The 21,589-nt window shown below is 43.9% G+C and carries 19 protein-coding genes; 16 read left to right on the top strand and 3 right to left on the bottom strand.

Annotated features, from left to right (window positions below; all coding sequences use genetic code 11):
• Positions 1–33: 33 nt before the first annotated feature.
• The 3 genes from FS628_RS24100 to FS628_RS24090 all read left to right on the top strand — a co-directional run bounded on the left by FS628_RS24100 (position 34) and on the right by FS628_RS24090 (position 3,231).
• The gene (locus FS628_RS24100; protein WP_222125282.1) at positions 34–873 is read left to right on the top strand and encodes an SDR family NAD(P)-dependent oxidoreductase; all 840 of its coding nucleotides are present in this window, start codon (positions 34–36) and stop codon (positions 871–873) included.
• A complete protein-coding gene (locus tag FS628_RS24095) occupies positions 863–2,041 on the top strand; it encodes an MFS transporter (RefSeq protein WP_145325504.1) in 1,179 nt (392 codons plus the stop codon). Before FS628_RS24100 ends, FS628_RS24095 begins: the two co-directional genes overlap by 11 nt.
• Before the next feature lie 164 nt (positions 2,042–2,205).
• A complete protein-coding gene (locus FS628_RS24090; RefSeq protein WP_145325503.1) occupies positions 2,206–3,231 on the top strand; it encodes a hypothetical protein in 1,026 nt (341 codons plus the stop codon).
• Between the two features lie 73 nt (positions 3,232–3,304).
• Here the strand turns inward: FS628_RS24090 and FS628_RS24085 are convergent, their stop codons facing one another.
• On the bottom strand, positions 3,305–3,964 hold the full coding sequence (locus tag FS628_RS24085) for a helix-turn-helix transcriptional regulator (protein ID WP_145325502.1): 660 nt from the start codon (positions 3,962–3,964) through the stop codon (positions 3,305–3,307).
• Positions 3,965–4,130: 166 nt separating this feature from the next.
• Here FS628_RS24085 and FS628_RS24080 point away from each other — a divergent pair, with 166 nt between their 5' ends.
• From FS628_RS24080 to FS628_RS24045, 8 genes are all read left to right on the top strand, one after another.
• Positions 4,131–5,486: an MFS transporter gene (locus FS628_RS24080; protein ID WP_145325501.1), complete on the top strand. Its 1,356-nt coding sequence runs from the start codon at positions 4,131–4,133 to the stop codon at positions 5,484–5,486.
• Positions 5,487–5,501: 15 nt separating this feature from the next.
• Entirely contained in the window at positions 5,502–5,819 is a 318-nt protein-coding gene (locus FS628_RS33145; protein WP_222125281.1) for a winged helix-turn-helix transcriptional regulator, read from the top strand.
• A 20-nt stretch (positions 5,820–5,839) separates the two neighbouring features.
• The gene (locus tag FS628_RS24070; RefSeq protein WP_145325500.1) at positions 5,840–6,199 is read left to right on the top strand and encodes a HesB/IscA family protein; all 360 of its coding nucleotides are present in this window, start codon (positions 5,840–5,842) and stop codon (positions 6,197–6,199) included.
• A 23-nt stretch (positions 6,200–6,222) separates the two neighbouring features.
• A complete protein-coding gene (locus tag FS628_RS24065; protein WP_145325499.1) occupies positions 6,223–6,510 on the top strand; it encodes a HesB/YadR/YfhF family protein in 288 nt (95 codons plus the stop codon).
• Positions 6,511–6,706: 196 nt separating this feature from the next.
• Complete coding sequence (locus tag FS628_RS24060) at positions 6,707–8,071, top strand: MFS transporter (protein ID WP_145325498.1); 1,365 nt, start codon at positions 6,707–6,709, stop codon at positions 8,069–8,071.
• A gap of 70 nt (positions 8,072–8,141) precedes the next feature.
• A complete protein-coding gene (locus tag FS628_RS24055) occupies positions 8,142–9,350 on the top strand; it encodes a macrolide family glycosyltransferase (RefSeq protein WP_145325497.1) in 1,209 nt (402 codons plus the stop codon).
• A 348-nt stretch (positions 9,351–9,698) separates the two neighbouring features.
• Positions 9,699–11,375: a carbohydrate-binding protein gene (locus tag FS628_RS24050; RefSeq protein WP_145325537.1), complete on the top strand. Its 1,677-nt coding sequence runs from the start codon at positions 9,699–9,701 to the stop codon at positions 11,373–11,375.
• A gap of 254 nt (positions 11,376–11,629) precedes the next feature.
• A complete protein-coding gene (locus FS628_RS24045; protein ID WP_145325496.1) occupies positions 11,630–12,856 on the top strand; it encodes a multidrug effflux MFS transporter in 1,227 nt (408 codons plus the stop codon).
• A 156-nt stretch (positions 12,857–13,012) separates the two neighbouring features.
• Here the strand turns inward: FS628_RS24045 and FS628_RS24040 are convergent, their stop codons facing one another.
• Positions 13,013–13,459: a spore coat protein gene (locus FS628_RS24040; protein ID WP_145325536.1), complete on the bottom strand. Its 447-nt coding sequence runs from the start codon at positions 13,457–13,459 to the stop codon at positions 13,013–13,015.
• A gap of 242 nt (positions 13,460–13,701) precedes the next feature.
• Between FS628_RS24040 and FS628_RS24035 the strand changes: the two genes are divergently transcribed.
• Complete coding sequence (locus FS628_RS24035; protein ID WP_145325495.1) at positions 13,702–14,328, top strand: spore coat protein; 627 nt, start codon at positions 13,702–13,704, stop codon at positions 14,326–14,328.
• An 87-nt stretch (positions 14,329–14,415) separates the two neighbouring features.
• Here FS628_RS24035 and FS628_RS24030 read toward each other — a convergent pair whose 3' ends face one another.
• Positions 14,416–14,595 carry an H-type small acid-soluble spore protein gene (locus FS628_RS24030; RefSeq protein WP_145325494.1) on the bottom strand — a complete coding sequence of 60 codons (180 nt, stop codon included), beginning with the start codon at positions 14,593–14,595 and terminating at the stop codon, positions 14,416–14,418.
• 582 nt (positions 14,596–15,177) lie between these two features.
• On the opposite strand from FS628_RS24030, the gene FS628_RS24025 reads away from it, so the two are divergent.
• The 4 genes from FS628_RS24025 to FS628_RS24010 all read left to right on the top strand — a co-directional run bounded on the left by FS628_RS24025 (position 15,178) and on the right by FS628_RS24010 (position 21,585).
• Complete coding sequence (locus FS628_RS24025; protein ID WP_145325493.1) at positions 15,178–17,418, top strand: stalk domain-containing protein; 2,241 nt, start codon at positions 15,178–15,180, stop codon at positions 17,416–17,418.
• Between the two features lie 253 nt (positions 17,419–17,671).
• Positions 17,672–18,508 carry an alpha/beta fold hydrolase gene (locus FS628_RS24020; RefSeq protein ID WP_145325492.1) on the top strand — a complete coding sequence of 279 codons (837 nt, stop codon included), beginning with the start codon at positions 17,672–17,674 and terminating at the stop codon, positions 18,506–18,508.
• Between the two features lie 228 nt (positions 18,509–18,736).
• Positions 18,737–20,551, top strand: coding sequence for a family 43 glycosylhydrolase (locus FS628_RS24015; protein WP_145325491.1), 1,815 nt, complete (start codon positions 18,737–18,739; stop codon positions 20,549–20,551).
• A gap of 215 nt (positions 20,552–20,766) precedes the next feature.
• Positions 20,767–21,585, top strand: coding sequence for a MerR family transcriptional regulator (locus tag FS628_RS24010; RefSeq protein WP_145325490.1), 819 nt, complete (start codon positions 20,767–20,769; stop codon positions 21,583–21,585).
• Positions 21,586–21,589 lie beyond the last annotated feature (4 nt).

Below are 21,589 nucleotides of genomic sequence, written 5' to 3'. Positions count from 1 at the left end.
CAACTGGAGAAGAAATTGAAGGGAATGAATGATATGAATAAGACTAAGGTATGGTTTATCACAGGCGCTGGTCGAGGTATGGGCACAACTATTGCGAAGGCAGCTTTAACTGCTGGACACAAGGTTGTGGCTACCGGCCGGAATCCCGATGCGGTGCTTCGTGCAATCGGTGATTCCGAGAATGTAATGGTTGTCCCATTAGATGTTTGCGAACCTGCTGATGCACATTCCGCAGTTAAGGCAGTAATTGAACGGTTCGGGGCGATCGATGTACTCGTAAATAATGCGGCACATTTCTGTGGAGGGTATTTTGAGGAACTGACCCCTGACCAGATTGAACATCAGCTTCAGGTGGCGTTGGTTGGTTCCATGCACGTTACCCGGGCCATATTACCTGAGATGCGCAACCAACGTTCAGGGCACGTTATCTCGATCTCTTCGGGCGCTGGCATTTCAGGATTTGAGTTTAATTCGGCGTACAGTGCTGCGAAATTTGCGCTTGAGGGATGGATGGAGGCATTGGCTCCTGAGGTAGCTCCTTTTGGTATCCATACGACTATAGTCAATCCGGGATTTTTCCGAACAGAATTTCTTACGGATGCATCGTCAACTTTCGCTAAGCCTTCGATTGAAGACTATGATGACCGGAGAGCTGGTCATATGGAATTTTTCAAGAATCAGAACGGGCAGCAGCCTGGAGATCCAAAAAAACTTGCCAATGCCCTCCTCAAGATTGCCAACGAGGCCCAACCGCCGCGACGCTTTATTGCAGGAGCCGACGCGATAGGCATTGCAGAGCAGAAAATTGCCAACCTTCAGTTAGAGATCGATGCTTACCGGGATCTCTCTAGATCCATGGCATATGACAACTAAACGAAATCATCTGCTTGTCCTCATACTGACCTTTGGTGTATTCGGTATATTAAATACGGAGATGGGCGTAATCGGAATCTTGCCTTTAATTGCAGACCATTACCAGGTCAGTATCTCAACCGCTGGTTTGATTGTGAGTCTTTTTGCGCTTGCGGTTGCTGTATCTGGTCCCATTTTGCCCTTATTATTTTCAGGCATGAACCGCAAGTATGTCATGTTGTTCGTGCTTGGCATTTTTATTGTGGGCAGCCTGGTCTCCGCCATCACATCAAACTTTACGGTATTGGTCATTGCACGTGTCGTTCCGGCTTTTTTCCATCCTGTCTATTGCTCATTGGCATTTACGGTCGCAGCGGCGTCAGTCCCCAAGGAAGAGGCGCCGAAGGCAGTGGCTAAAGTATTTGTAGGCGTGTCGGCAGGCATGGTACTCGGAGTACCCCTTTCGAGCTTGATTGCTACCAGCACATCGTTGTTCTATGCGATGTTATTCTTTGCTGCCGTAACGATCGTCGCATTCGTAGCAACGCTTCTGTTCGTGCCCTCCATGCCAGTTACGAAAAAACTCTCTATGGGTACTCATCTGTATGTATTGAGAAGATCCGTGATGTGGCTATCCATTGCTGGTGTGATCTTCATGAACGGAGCTGTATTTGGGGTCTATAGTTACCTTGCCGAGTTCCTGAAAACCGTGACAAGATATGGCTGGAACACCGTCAGTGTGATGTTATTTCTATATGGCTTGGCCAATATGGTTGGGAACATGATAGCAGGGAAACTGCTCGCTAATTACCCGTTAAGAACGGTCAAGATGTATCCCATTGCATTAATAACTGTTTACATCTTGTTGTTCACCTTCGGACAATTCAGTGTACCAACAGCCTTCCTTATTTTCATTTGGGGGATCTTAGGAGGCATAGGGGGCAACATCACTCAATATTGGGTGGTATCTGCAGCACCAGAGGCACCCGAATTGTCGAATGGGATCTTTCTAACCTCTTCCAATCTGGGAACAACACTTGGTGCTAGTGCATGTGGACTAATCGTAACTGGAATAAGTACACAATATATCGTAGTTGGAGGAATCGTATTTCTAATATTAAGTATTGTAACGAACTACTTCAGAATCTCCATGACTGGCCGATTGAAGGGTTCCAATGTTGAAGGATAAGAGGCGGACGTGGTGATAGGCTTTACATTACCGTTTCGGCATTTTGCTCTCATCCATGTACTTCTACCAGGGTTTGAACGCTCAGAGTGTTCTCTATATAATAACCATAAATACTTACTTCACTTACCCAAGATAGGGATAATTTCAAAAGAAGGTGATGGTTAATGAGCGAACCTTGGACTGCTTCAATGAGTGGTGCTCCCTGGAATGATGACAAAATGAGTAACGCTGTCACTCAATTGCGAAACCGCGCTACGATAAGTTTTGTAGTTGGGCTGGACGAGGCGCATGATCTACGTCAACTGGATGAACATGTGTTTGCCAAACGCCCGGATCTGATTCTATCCATCTCAAACACTGATGTGAAAGGGCGATATACCGAAGATTTTTTGGAGATTCTCGCTGCACTAAAGCATGTCACCGCTGTGCAGTTGGATCTCAAGCAACCACAAGATCTGAATAGACTGGGTGCGATGCAAAGGATGAAGTTTCTCAACATTCGCTCACCCAAAATTCAAAATTTGGATTTCATACGTAACTTTAAATATTTAGATTATCTCGCACTTAGCGGGAAATTCTCTGATCTCTCACCAATTGAGGACTGTATCCGACTGCGTACCCTGGTTTTAAACTGCACTATTGATCGACTTGATTTTGTCGTGGACCTGCCGTTAATCGAATATTTGGCTATCGATCAGTGTACATTGAGCGGTTCGCTTGAGGTCCTGGCTGAATCGAATATAAGCATGCTGAGATTATCCTCTGTCCGTAATCTGACCGATATTGATGCAGTAGGGGCGCTACATAACCTAGTCTATCTACATCTATCATTACCTAAGATTGAGCGATTGTGCGACTTTTCAGGTATGAACAATCTCCGTCAACTAGAATTGGATTTCATGAAATCATTACAGGAGATTAACAATCTGTGGACTGCGAATCAATTAGAGGTACTGGTCTTGAAAGAGATACAAAAGGGGATCAAGGCGGAAGCTTTTGAGGGTTTACTCGAAATGCCAAAATTGCGCCAGGTGGATTTCCGTTATATCGATCACAGCAAAGGTCGTATAGCTGCCATGCGTAAACTCATGATGGATGCAGGAAAAGGCCATCTTCTCTATGAGAATATCGTTGAGGGAGAACGAATACAGTCCACGGGACTTGTGCATCTGTCCAAAATTCTAATGTAAGCATGACATTACTACATGAAGTATAGTTGTGAAAAAACCAAAAGAGCAATCTCCAATGAGGTTGCTCTTTTGGTCATGGCTTATTTTGCCTAACGGTGTATACGCAGTTTCTTCCGCCTGCTAGAATGTATTCTCCACGTTCAATATGAACATTATCGCCTAGAACCGTTTTGAATAAATGTAACTCATTCTTGCATAGCCCGGTACATACAGCCGCCGCTTCACAGATTGGACAATGCTTCTCAATGAATAAGAGACTGCCATCATCCTGCTCCTTAACCTCAGCCATATAACCTTCATTGGTACGAATCTCGGCCAACTTTTCCAATCTCTCTCTGACTCCTGATGCATCGCCAAGATGCTGAAAATATTGTTCTTGCATATTTTTATTTCGAACATCCAGCAGCTTGTCCAGCCCTTCATTACCAAAAGCTTCTTTCATCGAATGGATGAGGCTGACAGATAAATCCGAATACCCACTTGGGAAAAAACGATTAGCCGCGGGAGTTAATATCCATAGCTTGGTAGGTCGCCCCATAGGACGGGCCTCTTCCACATTCGTAACCAATCCTTCTTCTTTTAGCGCATTCAAATGTTGACGAATAGCCATTCCGGATAACGAAAACTGAGAGGAGAGTGCGACAACATCCATTCCCCCGCGCTCTTTTAACAGATCAATAATCGCTCTCCGGGTACGGGTCGAGACATCTTTTTTAGTTTGATTTCCGCTCATGGTGCACCTCCTTTTGAAGCAACTGAATCTACATCACTCTCTACATTTTAAACAAAAATGTTGACAAAGTCAAAGCCGAACTGTAGCTTAGACATTGTAAATAAAAATGTTTACTAAGTATCCGGATACGATGTATACATACCATTTTTCTTGGAGGTCACATTTCATGTCGTCTAATCATCAAAGTATTTTCAGCCCGCGTTATTTTGCACTATCCATAGGGATTATTTTATCAGTGATGGCCGTTGGATTCGAAGGTCTATCCGTAACCACCATTGCTCCTTCGATTGCTGGAGACTTGAACGGCCTTAGCCTGTTCGGATGGATATTCAGTACATACCTGCTTGCGCAGATTATCGGAACACTGGTCGTCGGTCGAATCATTGATAAAAGAGGACCTGCAGCACCATTCACGTTTGCACTTCTGTTGTTTATCGTAGGGCTGATCGCTGCCGCAACCGCAGGCGATATGTATACTATGATAGGATCACGGGCCCTGCAGGGTTTGGGTGCCGGAGCTATGATGACTTGTGTATATACGGCTATATCCTTAAGTTACCCGGATGAGTTACGCGCCAAAATACTTGGAGCATTTGGTACAGCCTATGTTCTTCCATCCATGCTTGGTCCATATGTAGCCGGTCTTATCGCAGATCAGTGGTCCTGGCGCTTTGTTTTCTGGGGGATCTTACCTGTGCTGGTGGTTTCAGCATTGCTTAGTTTACCTGCCTTTAGGAAATTGAAAGTGCAGAAGACGGGAGGGGATAGCGGATCTTCATCCACTTGGATGGCATTACTCTTAACGTTAGGTACAGGGATTTTCCTGGTTGGTTTAAGTATGCTTCCGAGCATTATGGGATTTGTTTTAGTCATCATTGGCTTCGTATTGATGTTATTTCCGCTCCGTAAATTGCTACCGAAGGGAACACTTACGCTGCGAAGAGGTATGCCAGCAATTCTGGCAACACGTGGGTTGTTCTTCGCTGCCTATACCAGCACACAGAATTTCTTGGTATTAGCTCTAATCGACGTGAAAGGAATTACACCTTCTCAGGCCGGATTAATTGTCGCGAGTGCTGCATTAAGTTGGTGTATCATTGCGTATCTGCAAGGACGGTGGGATGCAGCAGATCAGGGCAGTGGACGTCATATGAGAATCATTCTTGGGGTATTGCTGCTTGCGATAGGGATTGCCATCGTATTTTGGGTACCTGTTGTGACCGTTACCATTGCAGTTATTGGTCAGATCATCGCAGGAGTCGGTATTGGATTAGCGCATCCACTTAGCGGTGTTGTCGCATTTTCCCAAACGGGGGAAGAAGGCGTGGGCCAAACCTCGGCAAATCTGCAATTTGCAGATTCTTTTACACCGGGGGTAGTGATCGGGATTGGTGGTTCCATCCTTGTAGTGTGTCAGACAGGCGGTATGTCACTTCAATCCGGCTTGATTGTAGCCATGGGTTTCCATCTCTTGTTGATCGTCATGAGTATCATTGCCAGCACTCGGATATCACCACGCTGATGAATAAGAAAGTGGGTGTACAGACCATTGTTCCCTGAAGATCCGAATAAAATATTTACAGCTTATCGCATCATCGGCACGAAATGGACGATCCATATATTATGCATTCTTTCTCAAGGTCCGAAGAAATTCGGCGAAATTTCCGATAGCATTCCTTCCATCTCGGAAATGATTCTCTCCAGACGTCTAAAGGATCTACAACATGACCATTTGGTCAAAAGAACAATACTGAGACGCCCTACACAAATCATTTATGAACTTACGCCAAAAGGAGCTGCTCTTGCTACATTCATACCCTGTCTAATGGACTGGGATACCAGGTTCTCAAAATGATACCACCGGGAGGAATAAAGATGATCATTGAGGTCAGTGATACAGCATCGGACAAAATCGTTGAGATCTTATCAAGTGCGGATATCCAAAATGCCTTCCTTAGAGTAGGCGTTGATGAAGGGGGATGCAGTGGTTTATCTTATACCCTTATCGTGGATGAGCAGCAGGCAGAAGAAGACATTGTGTTAAATAAAAAGCAATTTAGGATATTGGTTCACACAAATAGTATTCCATATATTGATGGGCTTGAGATTGACTATGAAGAGAGCGGAATGTTAGGCGGATTCACCATGAATAATCCAAATGCCAAAGTTTCGTGTGGATGCGGGGCCAGTTTCAGAATGGCCAATTATCGTGGCGAAGTGAAAAAATGTGATTAAACTAAAGGAAGGAGTGCAGAGCAATGATCTCATTTGTAATATCTGAACAAGCAATCGATTCATTTAAGAATGAATGGGAATTGGAAGAGGGGCAATATGTAAGGATTTATGCAAAATATGTTGGAGGAGGCTCCGATGCTTTTACAATTGGCATTAATGCGAGTGCTACACCGGTCGATCCCGCATTAGTTCAATCCATCGGAGGATTTCATTTCTTTGTTGAAAAAACAGATGCCTGGATCCTGGAGGATGAACTTCTCCAAATTGACTGTAATGAAAATGGCATTTTTTCAAGCAAAATCTCCTATTGAACATGGGAATTATATTCTAGACTACGACTCCACTTTTTAAACATTTAACTTTACAAAGTAGAACACTTCATGTATATTCAGGAAGTGAAAAGGTTTATTTTACCATAATAACCATCAAATTACGGAGGTGTAGACGACAAATAACAATCAGATTGGAATATTTGATGCTCAGTACAGGGCGCCTACAATTGGGATTATGCTGGTTCTGGCAACCGTAGCTTTCGAAGGACTGGCTATCACGACGATTGCCGCGAAAATGGCACAAAGTTTAGAGGGCATTCATTTATACGGTTGGATCTTCAGCTCATTTTTGTTATCTCAGCTTATTGGAACCTTGGTTATGGGTCAGCAGATTGACAAGCGCGGCGTTTTTACATCCATGCTGATATCTTTTAGTGTTTTTGTGTTAGGAACTGTGGTCTCCGCTATCTCTTTCGATATGCATATGCTTATTGCAGGAAGAGCCTTACAAGGTTTTGGAGCGGGGGCCCTGATCACATGCATTTATACCTGTGTGACGTTACATTATCCAGATACACTTCGTACTCAAATCCTGGCCGCATTCTCCATGGCATTTGTCCTGCCGACCTTAATCGGACCTTATGCAGCAGGCCTTATTGCTTCATACATCTCGTGGCGATATGTTTTCTGGATCGTTTTACCCTTGATTGGAATAGCTTTGAGTCTCACATTCCGTTCTTTCCGTAATTTGCAGCTTCAGCAAGATCTGACAGGTCCAGCGCGAGCAACCGACTCAAAGATTATGTATGCGATTCTGCTTGCCGTTGGAACGGGTTTGTTACTCACAGGACTTGGTATGATTACCGATTGGAAAGGCATAGTACTCACTTTGGGTGGATTAGTCGTCATGATTCCACCAATGCGTAAATTGCTGCCTGTGGGCACTTTTTCGGTAAAGAAAGGATTGCCTGCTACTTTGGTTTCGAGAGGGCTATATGTTGCTTGTTATTTTACAACGGAAAGTTTTGTGATCTTGGCACTAACCGAAGTGAAGGGGTTATCAGCTGACCTTGCTGGCCTCATTGTAGCAGCAGGTTCTCTGAGCTGGTCCGCCGCAGCGTGGTTGCAAGCCAAGCTTGATGCACGAGATCAAGGTCGTGCCCGAAAGGGTAGGGTCATGACGGGCATTGGGATTATGATCGTTGGAACTGTACTTGTGATCCTGGCTCTTATTTTGACGGACGGTGGGATTATACTCATCCTTCTCTCACAAATGATTACAGGGTTCGGTGTTGGATTGGCCAACCCTACAACGGCAGCCATTGCTTTACAACATGCCTTGCCCAGGAAAGAGGGAGAAATGTCCGCGAATCTGCAATTTGTGGATTCCTTCTATATGGGAGTAAGCATTGGAGTTGGTGGCGCTCTGATTGCTTTGTCCGAAACATTACAGTGGGGCATATCGACAGGTATTTTGATCGTGTTAACACTGCAATTACTATGGGTCTTGTTAAGTTTCTTGGCATCACTACGAATTACCAAACTCGTTCATCAAGAACATCATCCAATCAGCCAAGTGAAGGATAACATCTCCATGTAACGGATGACGACCGCGTCGTTAAATACATCATGAAGAACGGGGGGACTAATTGCATTGGGAGGTGGATAAGATGGCACGTGTATTAGTAGTCATTACTCCAGCTGAAGGACATGTGAATCCGTCGTTAGGATTAGTTACTCAGTTGATAGACAATGGTGAGGAAGTCATCTATGTGTGCACGGAGGATTACCGTTCCCGCATTGAACAAACCGGTGCCCAGATACTTACCTATCCGTTTCCACAAGATGCCTTCTCTCATGATCCGGTGTTGAAACCTCAGGAGTACACTCATTCTTATCAGTTCATTTATATGATGGTAAGCGGTATTATTCGGAGGATCATCCCCAATGTGCTGCAAGTAGTAGAGGATCAAAAGTTCGATTATATGATCTTTGATTCCCTGATGGGATGGGGAGGGACTATTCTTGGAGAAAAATTGGGAATTCCTGCGGTGTGTTCGATTGCCTCCTTTGCTTTTGTAGAGCCTCTGGGGTCTGGATCAGATCTGAATAAGACGGTGACAGCGGAGCTTTATGAGGCTACGATGAAGATAACAACGGAGTTAGCCGAGGAGCTTCAAGTGAGTATTCCAGCCATGGAAGAGATTCCGGCACATGCAGGTCAGTTAAAGCTCGTGTACACCAGCCGTTATTTTCAGCCAAAGGCAGACAAGCTGGATGATCGTTTTATTTTCACGGGTCCTTCGATCATACCGCGCCAAGATGCTCCAACCTTCTCGTTCGAGTTGCTTCGTGAACGTCATCCGCATACGGTGTACATTGCCATGGGAACCATCTTGAATAAAAATTTGGATTTCTACCAGCTGTGCTTTGAAGCACTGGGAGATCTGCCATTAAACGTTGTTCTATCTTCAGGTAAATACACGGATATGGAACCGCTGGCGGATCAAATTCCTTCTAATTTCATCGTGAGGCCATACATTGCACAGTTAGATATGCTACAACATACAGATGTTTTTATTACTCATGCCGGAATGAACAGCACGAGTGAGGCTCTCTATTATAACGTTCCGCTGGTAATGATTCCATTAACATCGGATCAGCCTCTTGTCGCCGATCGGGTACAGGAATTGGGCGCGGGTATTACTTTGAATAAACATGACCTCAGTGCAACTGATTTGAGAGAGGCGGTAATACAAGTACTACACAATTCGCTTTATAAAAGGCGGGCTTACCTCATTGGTGAATCTTTAAGGCAGGCTGGCGGTTACAAGCGGGCCGCCGATATCATTATGAGTCACATGGCTCCAGCGAAATGAGGAATCAATCTTTTCCGAATGTGGCTTACCAATAGAAATGCGCATAACAATAAGAAAAGAATAACGGACAAGAACATCGTCTCATTCAAAGTCGCTTAAATGCGGCTTTTTTTGAGTACCCGTATCTCTTAAAAAAAGATAAATATCAACAATAACCTATAATATATCAGGTTTTATTCCCCAACATAATATAGTAACATTTACAAATATATACTTTATTTATCACCTGATGCACTTTGAGAGGACGTGATATGTTAACTTTTATCCACTGTTGAAGTAGTTGAGAATGTTGAATACGCTTTCATTCGTGAAATCCATTTGAGGAGGATGAAGATATTGAAATTCAAAATGACACTTAAAAAATCAGTCCATGTTTTACTGGCATGTTTAACGGCTCTACCTCTGATGTTAACCCCGACACATGTGTCGGCTGCTAGTGACGCGAACATTAATTTATCCTCCGAAAAACAGCTCATCAAGGGTTTTGGGGGCATTAACCACCCAGCCTGGATCGGTGACTTGACGGCAGCTCAGCGTGAAACTGCCTTTGGTAACGGACAGAATCAGCTGGGCTTTTCCATTCTGAGAATCTATGTCGATGAGAATAGAAACAACTGGTACAGAGAGGTCGCTACTGCGAAAAGAGCGATTGAGCAAGGTGCACTTGTATTCGCTTCACCCTGGAATCCTCCCAGTGACATGGTCGAAACGTTTAATCATAACGGACAGACGAATGCCAAACGCCTGAAATACGATAAATATGCCGCGTACGCGCAGCATCTGAATGATTTCGTCACTTACATGAAGAACAATGGTGTAGACCTGTATGCGATCTCTGTACAAAATGAACCCGATTATGCCCATGACTGGACCTGGTGGACACCACAGGAGATCCTTCGCTTCATGAAAGAGAATGCTGGCTCCATTCAGAATACAAAGGTTATGGCACCTGAATCGTTCCAATATTTAAAAAACATATCTGACCCGATCCTGAATGATCCTCAGGCACTCGCCAACATGGACATTCTGGGAGCACATACGTATGGAACCCAGTTCAAAGATTTTGCATACCCGCTCTTTAAGCAAAAAGGGGCCGGCAAAGAACTGTGGATGACCGAAGTGTATTACCCGAACAGTGATAACAACTCAGCGGATCGCTGGCCAGAGGCGCTGGATGTGTCCTATCACATGCACAACGCTATGGTTGAAGGTGATTTCCAGGCATATGTATGGTGGTACATTCGCAGACAGTACGGTCCAATGAGAGAAGATGGTACCATTAGTAAACGTGGATATAACATGGCTCATTTCTCCAAATTTGTACGTCCAGGCTATCTCAGAGTGGATGCAACCAAAAATCCGGATACCAACACATTTGTTTCGGCCTACAAAGGGGATAACAAAGTGGTCATTGTGGCGATTAATCGCGGCACATCGGCTACAAGCCAAAGATTCGTTCTGCAGAACGGCAACGCTTCTACCGTATCCTCCTGGGTCACGGATAGTAGTCGAAACCTGGCAAGTGGAACACCGATTAACGTGTCAGGTGGAGCATTTACGGCACAGCTCCCAGCTCAAAGCGTAACCACGTTTGTAGCCAATGTAACCGGTAGCAGTGGTGGAAATCCAGGAAATGGAACCACATATGAGGCAGAGAATGGTACCACACTTACCGATGCGGGCATTGAAACAATCTATCCAGGATACACAGGCTCCGGATACGTTAACTTTAACGCTATGACCGGTTCGGCCATTCAATGGAATGCCATCAACAACGCTACAACAGGTACCAAAAACGTAAAGTTTCGTTACGCCCAGGAAAGTGGAACACGTAACCTCGACATATTTGTCAACGGAACCAAAATCATCAGTAACGAGCCCTTCCCGGCAACTGGAAGCTGGTCAACATGGAGTGAAAAGACCATTCAGGTTCCCATGAACACAGGAACCAATACGATTAAAGTGGTCACAACCGGTACAGAAGGACCAAATGTAGATAACATAACGGTTACTGCAGCACAATAAGCGCGCTGTTCTCATTTAGTTAAGCAATATATGAATAACCCCCGTTTCAGATACGCTTGTCGGTATCTGAAGCGGGGGTTATTCATTTTGACTTGACTTATAGTTAACTCTACCTCTTATACTCAGAATAGAGGTAGAATGAGAACCATTACGTAAAAGTTCATAACAGGGAGAAGGGAGAAGGAATGTGCTGATTCCATACAGCAAGATTTACGATATGACATTATATAAAAGGAATTGGAGATTTATTTAACATGACGAAGAGCACGAATTGGAATGTCTTTGGATTGGCCATACTACTGGGTTTATTTTCGACATTAGGTCCATTTACGATTGATATGTATTTACCGGCTTTTCCTGAGATTGCAAAAAATCTGAATACAACTGCATCACTTGTACAATTTAGTCTTACTGCTTGTTTGCTAGGACTCGGTGTAGGTCAACTCGTTATGGGTCCTTTGAGTGATGCTTATGGTAGACGTAAACCATTGTTGATCTGCATGGCAGCCTATATTATTTGTTCCTTGGCATGTGCCTTTGCTCCGAATATCGGACTATTGATTTTGTTTCGGTTCACTCAAGGATTTGCAGCATCAGCTGGGATTGTCATTTCTCGTGCGATAGCTAGAGATCTATACAGTGGACATGAACTTACTAAATTCTTCTCGCTGCTCTTGCTCGTGGGAAATTTGGGACCTTTGGCTGCACCCATCGCGGGAAGTGGAATTCTTTCATTCACGACATGGATTGGCGTGTTTGTCTCCCTTTCATTTCTGGGGATTTTCTTATTAATCATGACAAAGTGGGGGTTAAAAGAGACTCACCCCGTCGAAAGACGTATGGTTCCCGACTTCAAACAGCAGTTGGGGAATTACAGAATGCTTCTGCGTGACCGCACATTTGTTGGCTATATGCTGGCACAAGGAATCATGACGGCTGGGGTCTTTGCTTATGTAGCAGGTACACCTTTTATTTACCAAAATATATATGGAGTCACACCGACTGTATTTGCCATATTGTTTGCTTCGAACGGAATCAGTTTGATCATCGGTTCTCAAATCGTGGGTCGTTTGGCCAAACGCATACCTGAGCAGACCCTTCTATTATCTGGACTATGGCTTGCTTTAATAGCAAGCGTTGCTGCTTTGCTCGTAACTCTGGCTCATGGCCCACTTTTTGCTTTAGTCATTCCATTGTTCTTCTTTGTTTGCTCGATCGGCATTACATCAACAGCGGCATTCCCGCTTGCCATGGAGAGTCAAGCGAAGATGGCTGGAAGTGCAGCGGCACTCCTTGGAGTCGTTCCATTTCTTCTGGGTGCACTGGTTGCTCCTCTGGTCGGTATCGCAGGTGAGGATACTGCCGTCCCATTAGGACTCACTTTATTAATGACCAGTGTCATCGCGATTGTTACTTATTTTCTGTTTGTTAAAAAAAACTCACATCAACCAAAACATGCCCAGACTGATCTTAACTTTTAGATTAAAAGTAGCAAAAGGTCGATTCCAGATTGGAATCGGCTTTTTTGGCATTATGAAGTATACCAAATGTGTTTTTGTAGGGACACAGGGTGTGACATGAGCTAGTTAAATATAAAACAACAGGCCTTCGATGAATCGAAGCCTGTTGTTTTTGAATTACAGAGATATCGCTTTATTCGCCATAGCAACGTCGTTGGCGAGGAGTTTAGGAAGATCATAGGAGGGATACAGCCCCCGCTCTAGCATAAAATAAAACACTTTACCATGTAGTTGGATAGCACCATTTAGTTGTTTCTGCAATGTTTCACGTAGTTGAGGAGTGGCGGTTTCTGTAATGGCGATAGCATAGTTGCGAACTGATGTTTTGGCAAAACCCAGCAGCTGTCCAGCGTAAAATGCAGTCATATCCATTTCATTCCCACTGTTTCTGGTTCCTTCCGGCGCCAGTGGATAATATTGAAGAAGCTCCTTCAAATTTTGTTCAATACCATTAATGGCTTCCATATAGAGTGTGTGGAGGTCCTGGTTCTTTACGTCATTCAATACTAATTTAAAATGTGTTAACTGATTGCTCTGAAAGGCTGTCAATTCGTGAAGTTCCATCGTTTCGTGCCAAGCGAGATGATGGTTTTGTCGATTTGGTTCGTAAGTATACACATGAATCCCTCCTAAAGTTATGTGTTAGCCTATGCATGGCGCCTATAAAAGGTACTGTGAAAGAGACGTATTCAAAAAAATAAAAATTACTCTGAATATATTGGGTCCATGAAATTCATAATAACCACAGACTGCGGATAGAGAAAGCCACCATTTGCAGGAAACAATTAATAGGAGGAAATACAAAAATGCAACTGCAAAACCATCAAAACATTGAAACAGGTACTGTTCCACCTCAACTGAACCATGGCGGGCATGAAATGTTTGATGTCCATGAAGTATTGGCAGGAGCGATCAATACCATGAATACGTATACCATGATGAGTGAACACGTAAAAGATCCGGAGCTTCGGGATATTTTACAACGTCAGAAGCAATTTATGACGGATGAATATAACATTACATTGGAATGTTTTAAAACCGGTCAGGATCCTTCCAAACCGACTCAAAGTTATAAAATGAATCAGGGTAACGATTTTACTTATGGCATGAAACCAAGCCAACCGAAAAAGCCAATGCAAACTGCAGGTGAGATATGCGACCAAAGCATCTCCCTTAGTATGTTAAATGCAGTAAAATCGGGGGCTGTAATGAAAACAACAGCAGCATTGGAAACAACGAATCCTGTTGTACGCCGTGTGCTTGCGGATTCCTTGCCAAACTGTATTGAAATGGCCTATGAGATCTCCATTTATCAAAATAAGAATGGCTTCTACCAAGTACCACAGCTTGCCCAGCAAGATATGCAGCAAATGCAAAATGGATATGCTCCTGCACCGCTTCAGCCGCAAATCCCTGGTAACCTTCCCCACTAAAAATGAAGCGCCGTATCTCATTTCGAGATACGGCGTTTTATTTATTACCATTTTGAAACAGGTCTGCAATGAAAGCTGTCATCTATACTAAGGATGTTCAGTCAAACTGGACAAAGGAACTGTCATTTCCTGCTCCGAGTCTCCGACCGGATAGATTCGGGCCGTTTCATCCTCATTGACATGCTGGATAAAGATAGGGGTATCCTGATAAGTTACTTTTTTCATAATGGTCGATTCAGATATTTCGATCGCTCTTTGTTTGTTCATAACGTTCTCCTTATTCCGAATGGTCATTTGATTGATCAACAAGACGGTGAGGGGCTTTTTTTGTTTCTCGGTCGAGTTTGAATGTTTTTGCGATACGTTGTTAAAAACCTCTGCATCACTACAATGCACCAAACCGTGCAAGTTTATGCATAGTTTGAAGACAAAGGTTAGTGGAGTAAGCATTTCCCGACAGTACATGTTATTATTCTTGTTGAAAAGAATATAGCATTTACATCATTCAAAGATTACGAGGCGGTTTACTTCTAGGGAGTTTAATATATTTGTAGTTGACGGGAGTTTGATCAATTCAACCCATTGTATAAGGAACAATATGTTTATGCCTCAATTAATAAACCAGCCAAGAAGGTTACCATTATGGGTTTTGTTAGAATATTTGTATCCGAAGTCGCCCCTTTAGCGACTTTTTACTGTACGTAACTTTAGTTTATATCATTCGAAATAGCTGCACCAAATCCATAATTTACAATTCAATTAGAAACTTTTTCCTAAATCTAGCGTCTAATCATATGAGTTTTGAGGGGATAAAAATGACTAGAGAGCAGAAGGAGCCAAAGACAAAGCATGAATATGAAGAAGAAATTATCCATTTTTACCGCTTTAGCTGTTTTTCAAGCATTTGCAGTCGGTTCCGTGAGTGCGCAGACAGCACCGCAAAGTGACACAGCGTCTGTAAACACCGCTAACGTAGAATCGGTTGAGGTGCTAAAAGAAGAGCAGCCGATTGCAGAACGTGAAGTGAAAAAGGAGAGCACTGAGTCAACACCTAAAACAGATATTGAGAAACCTGCGAATGATGGGGAAGAGACCACTGCAAACGAAACGGGTACAAAACCTGTGGTCCAAGAGGGAGCCTCTGAGGAGGTTGAAACACCAGCTACGCCTGCTCAAGTAGAGCAACCATCCATTGATGGGAAGTCTGCCGCAGGTTCAGGCGGAAACCTGACGTTGTACATGAATAGCAACAAAATGGAGCAGGATGGGAACACATATCTAGCCGGCCAGCCAATGACTGTAAAAAACGGCGTATCCTATGTTGCGATCCGTGCACTGGTAGACCGTGTGGGATATGGGGTCAAATACGATAACAAAACCAAAGAAACCATCATCATCAGTGGAGATCAAGAGCTTCGATTCACAACCAACAGCACAGTCTATACCGTAAATGGAGAGACCAGAACGATGAAAGGCCCTGCGTATCAGCAAAAAAATACGTTCATGGTGCCGTTAACATCCATTACTCAAGCTCTGAACATTACTTATAAAGTGAATCAGCCAGCTAAGACGGTTGTGCTGAATCTAAATACGAAACCTGTTGCAAGCTTTACCATTTCCCAAAAGGAAATTTTTGCGGGCGATAAGGTGGACTATGTGACTTCTTACAGTTCTCCTAATGGACTGGATATCCTGGACGAACGCTGGACAGGTCGTCAGGAATCATTTGATCAAGCGGGTACATATACGATTTCATATCAGGTACAGGATTCCAACGGCCAATGGAGCGATCCCTATTCCATTACGATTGAAGTTATGAGTCCTAATCTTCCTCCTGTAGCCATGTTCGCCACGGATAAAGAACAATATCAAATGGGTGAAAAAATAACATACACAGACCAAAGTACAGATGATGAAGATAATATCGTTAAAGCGGTATGGGAGAACAATTCACTTGCGTTCTTTGAATCGGGTCCAAAAACGGTGACACTTACAGTTACTGACAATCACGGCGCTACAAACACGTACTCCAAAGTCATCACCATAACCAATGAGTCATTATATTCATTTACTGACTTCAATTTACTCTTCACGCCGGTAGGACAGAAATTTACTTTTAACGGCGGCGAAGTGACTACGATGGAAAAAGTGCCTTATACGTACATGGATGAGCCAAGTCTGTTGATCCGCAGCAACAGTCCGGAAACGGTGAATACGGAAGGTATCGTATATAAAGAATCATCATCCGGGCAGACCCGTTTCATGATTCACCACGTGAACAATACAGGCAAAAGAGTGAAAATGTATGTGATTGCAACCAATAACAACCCGAATCCGGCCGTATTCGAACAACAGAATATGGGCTTTGCGGGACCTACACCATATGCTACCGTAGCTGGTAAATTGTCTATCGATAAATGGTTCAAGTCGATTCAGACCGGAGCGGACCAAAAGAAAGAGTATCTTCAACCCGGAGAAAGCAAACTGATTTTGACCGAACTCAATAAAACTCCGATGAAAGAAGGACAAGTCATCTCGCTCTATTCGGATGCTTATAGTGATTATTCCCTGGACTATAACGTTATCCTGGTGGAAGAAAATAAAGATCCGTTCGAGTCTTTACCATTGCTGCCTGTGCTTGATCGTGACGGAGTGCACAACCGTGGTACGTATCCAAATGCAACACGTAACATAACGTATGATCAGCAAGTGGGAACGAAACCAGCCCGTCTGCCGCTTGGTGATAATGCCAGCGATCCCAATCTGGTTGGAACGGATCCTATGGCTTACATAGACGCATCCAATGCGGGTAATTTCGGTGTATTGTACAAAATCACGCTGACCAATGTCGCTCCGCGTACGCTTATCTCATTTAACCCTCGTGGAGGGAAGTACTCCGGAGTAGCTCTGGTGAACAATCAGTTGGTATCGATTGCTGAAGGCAACGTTGCGGTTACCAATTCAAGTGAACAAAGCGTTCTATATCGCACAGGATCATTTGGAGAGAGTGTGACGATTCTTTTCTCTGCCGCGCCAGGAAGTAACCTGCCTGTCAATCTGCTCTTTACACCACTCCCATCGGAGAAGTAGTGTAGTTGTTTCTTATCAGATGGAGCGGGGAATAAATGATTAGGAAGCATGTTAATCATCGAAAGAAGGGACTCCTTATGGAGTCCCTTTTTGTTTATACATTGTAGATTGTGTTTTAATTATTATAATTGATAGTTCCAGTCAGATTGCAGTTCTCTATTTATTTCATGGATATGATTGACAATAATAGATTGTATATGTAGCATTTGATTGGTAACTAGTAAAAAAACATAACTAAACGGAGGGATTTTCCATGGCTAAAGTAAACGTAGGCGAAGAGAATGCACAACCAATTCAACTGTATTACGAAGATCATGGCGAGGGGCAACCGATCATCCTGATTCATGGTTGGCCATTGAGTGGACGATCCTGGGAGAAGCAAGTACCTGCCCTGATAGAAGCTGGATACCGGGTTATTACGTATGATCGTCGTGGTTTTGGTCAGTCTTCCCAGCCTTGGGATGGTTACGACTATGATACATTTGCTTCAGATTTACATAAATTGATTTTACACCTCGATTTACGTGATGCTACACTTGTCGGTTTCTCCATGGGAGGCGGTGAAGTGGCCCGCTATATCGGAACTTATGGAACGGAAAGAGTCTCCAAAGCTGTATTTGCCGGAGCTGTGCCTCCATACCTTTATATATCCGAAGATAATCCACAGGGAGGATTGGACGATGCAACCATTGAAGAATTCCAAAATGGGGTTAAGGGAGATCGTCTAGCGTTCCTGGATGGATTTACGAATAACTTTTTCGCCGCAGGAGATCGTACAGATCTGGTAAGCGAACCGTTCCGTCTATATAACCGGGATATTGCTGCTCTGGCATCCCCTAAAGGTACCCTGGATTGCATTGCTGCCTTTGCTCTTACGGATTTCCGTCAGGATCTGGAGAAGTTCAATATTCCAACGTTGGTTATTCATGGCGATTCTGACGCCATTGTGCCGCTTGAAGTCAGTGGGCAACGTACACATGAATCCATCCCTGGCAGCCAACTTGTGGTCGTAGAAGGCGGACCACATGGCTTTAATGCCACACACCCCGAAGAATTTAATGCAGCATTAATCGATTTTTTGAAGAACTAAGCTTCGAATAAAGAAGAATATCGAAAAGGTCGCTATCCAATCCAGGATAAGCGACCTTTTTATTATATACTCAGATCTTGAGCCGCAGTACTTGGTGCCACAGCTTCATTGTTTGTACAAAAATATACTCATTCCGCAGTTTTTGAAGTATGATACAACATAAGTATAACGCTTTCATTTTGATATCATGGCTACATAGTCAATTTCATTTTCAGGAGGCTCTTAAAATTGTTCAAAACAAATACAAATTATGATGGGTATCTCTTTGTACATTTTATTGGCGAACAGCCGGACGGTGAGCAAGTTTACTTCTCCTATAGTGAGGATGGCCTTCACTGGAAGGACCTCAATAAAGGTATGCCTGTACTGATTTCGAACCTTGGGGAAAAGGGAGTAAGGGACCCGTTTCTGATACGTTCGGTCAAGGAAGATAAATTTTATCTGATCGCTACGGATCTCCGCATTGCAAGCGGCAAAGGATGGACTCATGCCGTTGAAGCGGGGAGCCGTGATGTGATTGTGTGGGAGTCCAGTGATCTTGTAAACTGGTCTTCTCCTTGGAACGTTACTCTCGGAGTTGAGGGTGCAGGTTGTGTCTGGGCACCCGAAGCAGTGTATGACGAAGCAACAGACGAATTTCTCGTATTCTGGGCTTCTGCGACTCAGGAGCCTCAAGAACCTGAACGAAAGCAAAAAATATATAGCGCTCGTACAAAAGATTTTCGTACGTTTTCCGCATCTCAAAAGTATATTGAGCGGGATAACCATATTATCGACACAACGATTCTTTCAGCTGACGGCAATTACTATCGATACTCCAAGGATGAAACAACCAAAAACATCCGGGTCGAAAAGGGAGCTTCACTCGACAAAGATGCGTTCGTTCCACTTCACTCTCCAGCGCTCGAGGCTGTGGCAGGTGTTGAGGGACCTCAAATATTTAAATTTAATGATCGCGAGCAATGGTGCCTGATTGTCGATCGTTTTGCAGAGGGGAAAGGTTACCTTCCTCTGGTGACTACAGATCTGGACAGTGGAGAATTCCATATTGTACCTGATGGGGAAATTGATATGGGAACGACCCAAAAGAGGCATGGTAGCGTCCTGCCAATCACGGCCGAGGAATGCAATCGGTTGCTGGCGGCTTTCGGAGACAGTCATCAGGTGCTTCCTGGACAATATGCCGATCCTGATGTCGCAAAGTTTGAAGACCGTTACTACATGTATCCGACAACAGATGGATTCGAGGGGTGGTCAGGAACCCAATTCAACGTATTTTCTTCTGTGGACCTGAAGCATTGGCATGACGAAGGCGTCATACTTGATCTGGGGACAGACGATGTGGTATGGGCAAGCGGTAATGCCTGGGCACCGGCGATAGCCAGCCGAAACGGGAAATTCTATTTTTATTTCTGCGGCAAAATGCTGAATGGGGAGAGCGCAATCGGCGTTGCTGTAGCGACTACACCGATCGGTCCATTCCTTGCCGAACCGCAACCATTAATCACGATGGAGCAGTTGAAACGTCTGGACATCACCATGGGACAGGGTATTGATCCTTCCATCTATGTCGAAGATGACGGGAGAACATACCTGTTATTTGGCAACGGACATGCAGCAATTGTTGAGCTTGAAGATGATATGACAAGTGTAGTAGAGGAAACGATGAGCAATCTGGCAGGCTTGCATGACTTCCGCGAGGCCGTAACCGTTCTAAAGCATGGTGGACGATATCACTTTACGTGGTCCTGTGATGATACGGGCAGTGAGGATTATCATGTAAATTATGGTACGTCAGATCAGCTATATGGTCCTATCACCTATCAATATCCGATCCTGAGTAAAAATGTCGAGAAGCGTATGCTGGGCACAGGTCATCACTGTATTTTTCTTGAACATGAAACCGGTCAATACCGGATTGCCTATCACCGGTTTGTAACACCATTGTCCAGATTTTCCTCTGGAAAGGGCTATCACCGCGAAATATGTATAGATCCGCTATATTTCGGAACGGATGGGCTGTTGCAGCCGGTAATTCTATAACTTCAAGGATGCCACGATAAGTGGCATTTTTTTGTTCAAAAAAATGAACGTTTCATTCAGAAACGCTTCTTTGACTTACCTATAACATCAACATAGAGTGATGACAAGGAAGGTAGTTGATTTAGCTATACGAATGAGAAGCATGCACGCCCTTGACTCTCCCCTGCACGGGAAACTGTATACTCGAATTATGTTAATAGATTGGAGATGAGCTTTTGTTCAAAATCAGTGCGTTTTCCAGGCTAAGTAGGGTCTCATTAAAAACACTGCGTTATTATGACCAGATCGGCATACTTAAGCCGAAAATGGTGGATTCCGATACGAACTACCGTTACTATTCAGCAGATCAGCTTCTGGAGCTCAACCGAATTTTTATTTATAAAGAGTTGGGGTTTACATTGCCACAGATCACACAGCTTCTACAGGAAGATATTACATTAGAGAATATTCAAGGCATGTTTAAGCTGAAAAGAAGCGAAATCCAGCAGATTATCGATACGGAACAAGCCAAACTTATCCGGATTGAGAAGCGCATACAGCTTATAGAGGAAGAGGGGCAAGTCGAAACAGGGCAAGAGATCCGAATCAAATCGGAAGGTGCTCAGCAGTTTCTTTTTCAGGTGGGCTGTGGGAAAGAGGAAGATATCCCGTATTTATTTCGTCAGTTTGATCAGTCATTAACAAAGGAAATTCGCCAATTGATTCAAGGTCCACAGGTTGTTTTGTGGAAAGAAATTGCCGGTCAAGAGGAGGAGTTCGAGTTTGAAATTGGTTACTTCTTAACCTGTGAGCTACGATCACCTCCCGAACCATTTCAACTGCGGACTCTTCCTGCTGAGCCCATGATGGCCACCATAGCTTACCGTTCCAATGCTACCTTTGCCTGCAAATCCTGTGTTCATCTAGCGACATGGATTGAGAAAAATAATTATCAGATCAAGGAGAACGAAGCTGGCAGGGAATTATATCTACCCTTAACTCAAGAACAAGATGCACAATTCATAGAAATACAAATCCCAATACTAAATAGATAACTGA

The sequence above is a fragment of the Paenibacillus xylanexedens genome (assembly GCF_007676705.1).
Classification (GTDB): Bacteria; Bacillota; Bacilli; order Paenibacillales; family Paenibacillaceae; genus Paenibacillus; species Paenibacillus xylanexedens_C.
This window is presented reverse-complemented; position numbering and strand designations above follow the sequence as displayed.

What these genes read in the sequence shown, in the direction of transcription:
- FS628_RS24060 (WP_145325498.1), top strand. Translation starts at nt 6,707, where the DNA reads ATGCTGGTTCTGGCAACCGTAGCTTTCGAAGGACTGGCTATCACGACG.
- FS628_RS24095 (WP_145325504.1), top strand. Translation starts at nt 863, where the DNA reads ATGACAACTAAACGAAATCATCTGCTTGTCCTCATACTGACCTTTGGT.
- FS628_RS24025 (WP_145325493.1), top strand. Translation starts at nt 15,178, where the DNA reads ATGAATATGAAGAAGAAATTATCCATTTTTACCGCTTTAGCTGTTTTT.
- FS628_RS24050 (WP_145325537.1), top strand. Translation starts at nt 9,699, where the DNA reads ATGACACTTAAAAAATCAGTCCATGTTTTACTGGCATGTTTAACGGCT.
- FS628_RS24035 (WP_145325495.1), top strand. Translation starts at nt 13,702, where the DNA reads ATGCAACTGCAAAACCATCAAAACATTGAAACAGGTACTGTTCCACCT.
- FS628_RS24100 (WP_222125282.1), top strand. Translation starts at nt 34, where the DNA reads ATGAATAAGACTAAGGTATGGTTTATCACAGGCGCTGGTCGAGGTATG.
- FS628_RS24090 (WP_145325503.1), top strand. Translation starts at nt 2,206, where the DNA reads ATGAGCGAACCTTGGACTGCTTCAATGAGTGGTGCTCCCTGGAATGAT.
- FS628_RS24020 (WP_145325492.1), top strand. Translation starts at nt 17,672, where the DNA reads ATGGCTAAAGTAAACGTAGGCGAAGAGAATGCACAACCAATTCAACTG.
- FS628_RS24030 (WP_145325494.1), bottom strand. Translation starts at nt 14,595, where the DNA reads ATGAACAAACAAAGAGCGATCGAAATATCTGAATCGACCATTATGAAA.
- FS628_RS24055 (WP_145325497.1), top strand. Translation starts at nt 8,142, where the DNA reads ATGGCACGTGTATTAGTAGTCATTACTCCAGCTGAAGGACATGTGAAT.
- FS628_RS24085 (WP_145325502.1), bottom strand. Translation starts at nt 3,964, where the DNA reads ATGAGCGGAAATCAAACTAAAAAAGATGTCTCGACCCGTACCCGGAGA.
- FS628_RS24070 (WP_145325500.1), top strand. Translation starts at nt 5,840, where the DNA reads ATGATCATTGAGGTCAGTGATACAGCATCGGACAAAATCGTTGAGATC.
- FS628_RS24040 (WP_145325536.1), bottom strand. Translation starts at nt 13,459, where the DNA reads ATGGAACTTCACGAATTGACAGCCTTTCAGAGCAATCAGTTAACACAT.
- FS628_RS24080 (WP_145325501.1), top strand. Translation starts at nt 4,131, where the DNA reads ATGTCGTCTAATCATCAAAGTATTTTCAGCCCGCGTTATTTTGCACTA.
- FS628_RS24045 (WP_145325496.1), top strand. Translation starts at nt 11,630, where the DNA reads ATGACGAAGAGCACGAATTGGAATGTCTTTGGATTGGCCATACTACTG.
- FS628_RS24065 (WP_145325499.1), top strand. Translation starts at nt 6,223, where the DNA reads ATGATCTCATTTGTAATATCTGAACAAGCAATCGATTCATTTAAGAAT.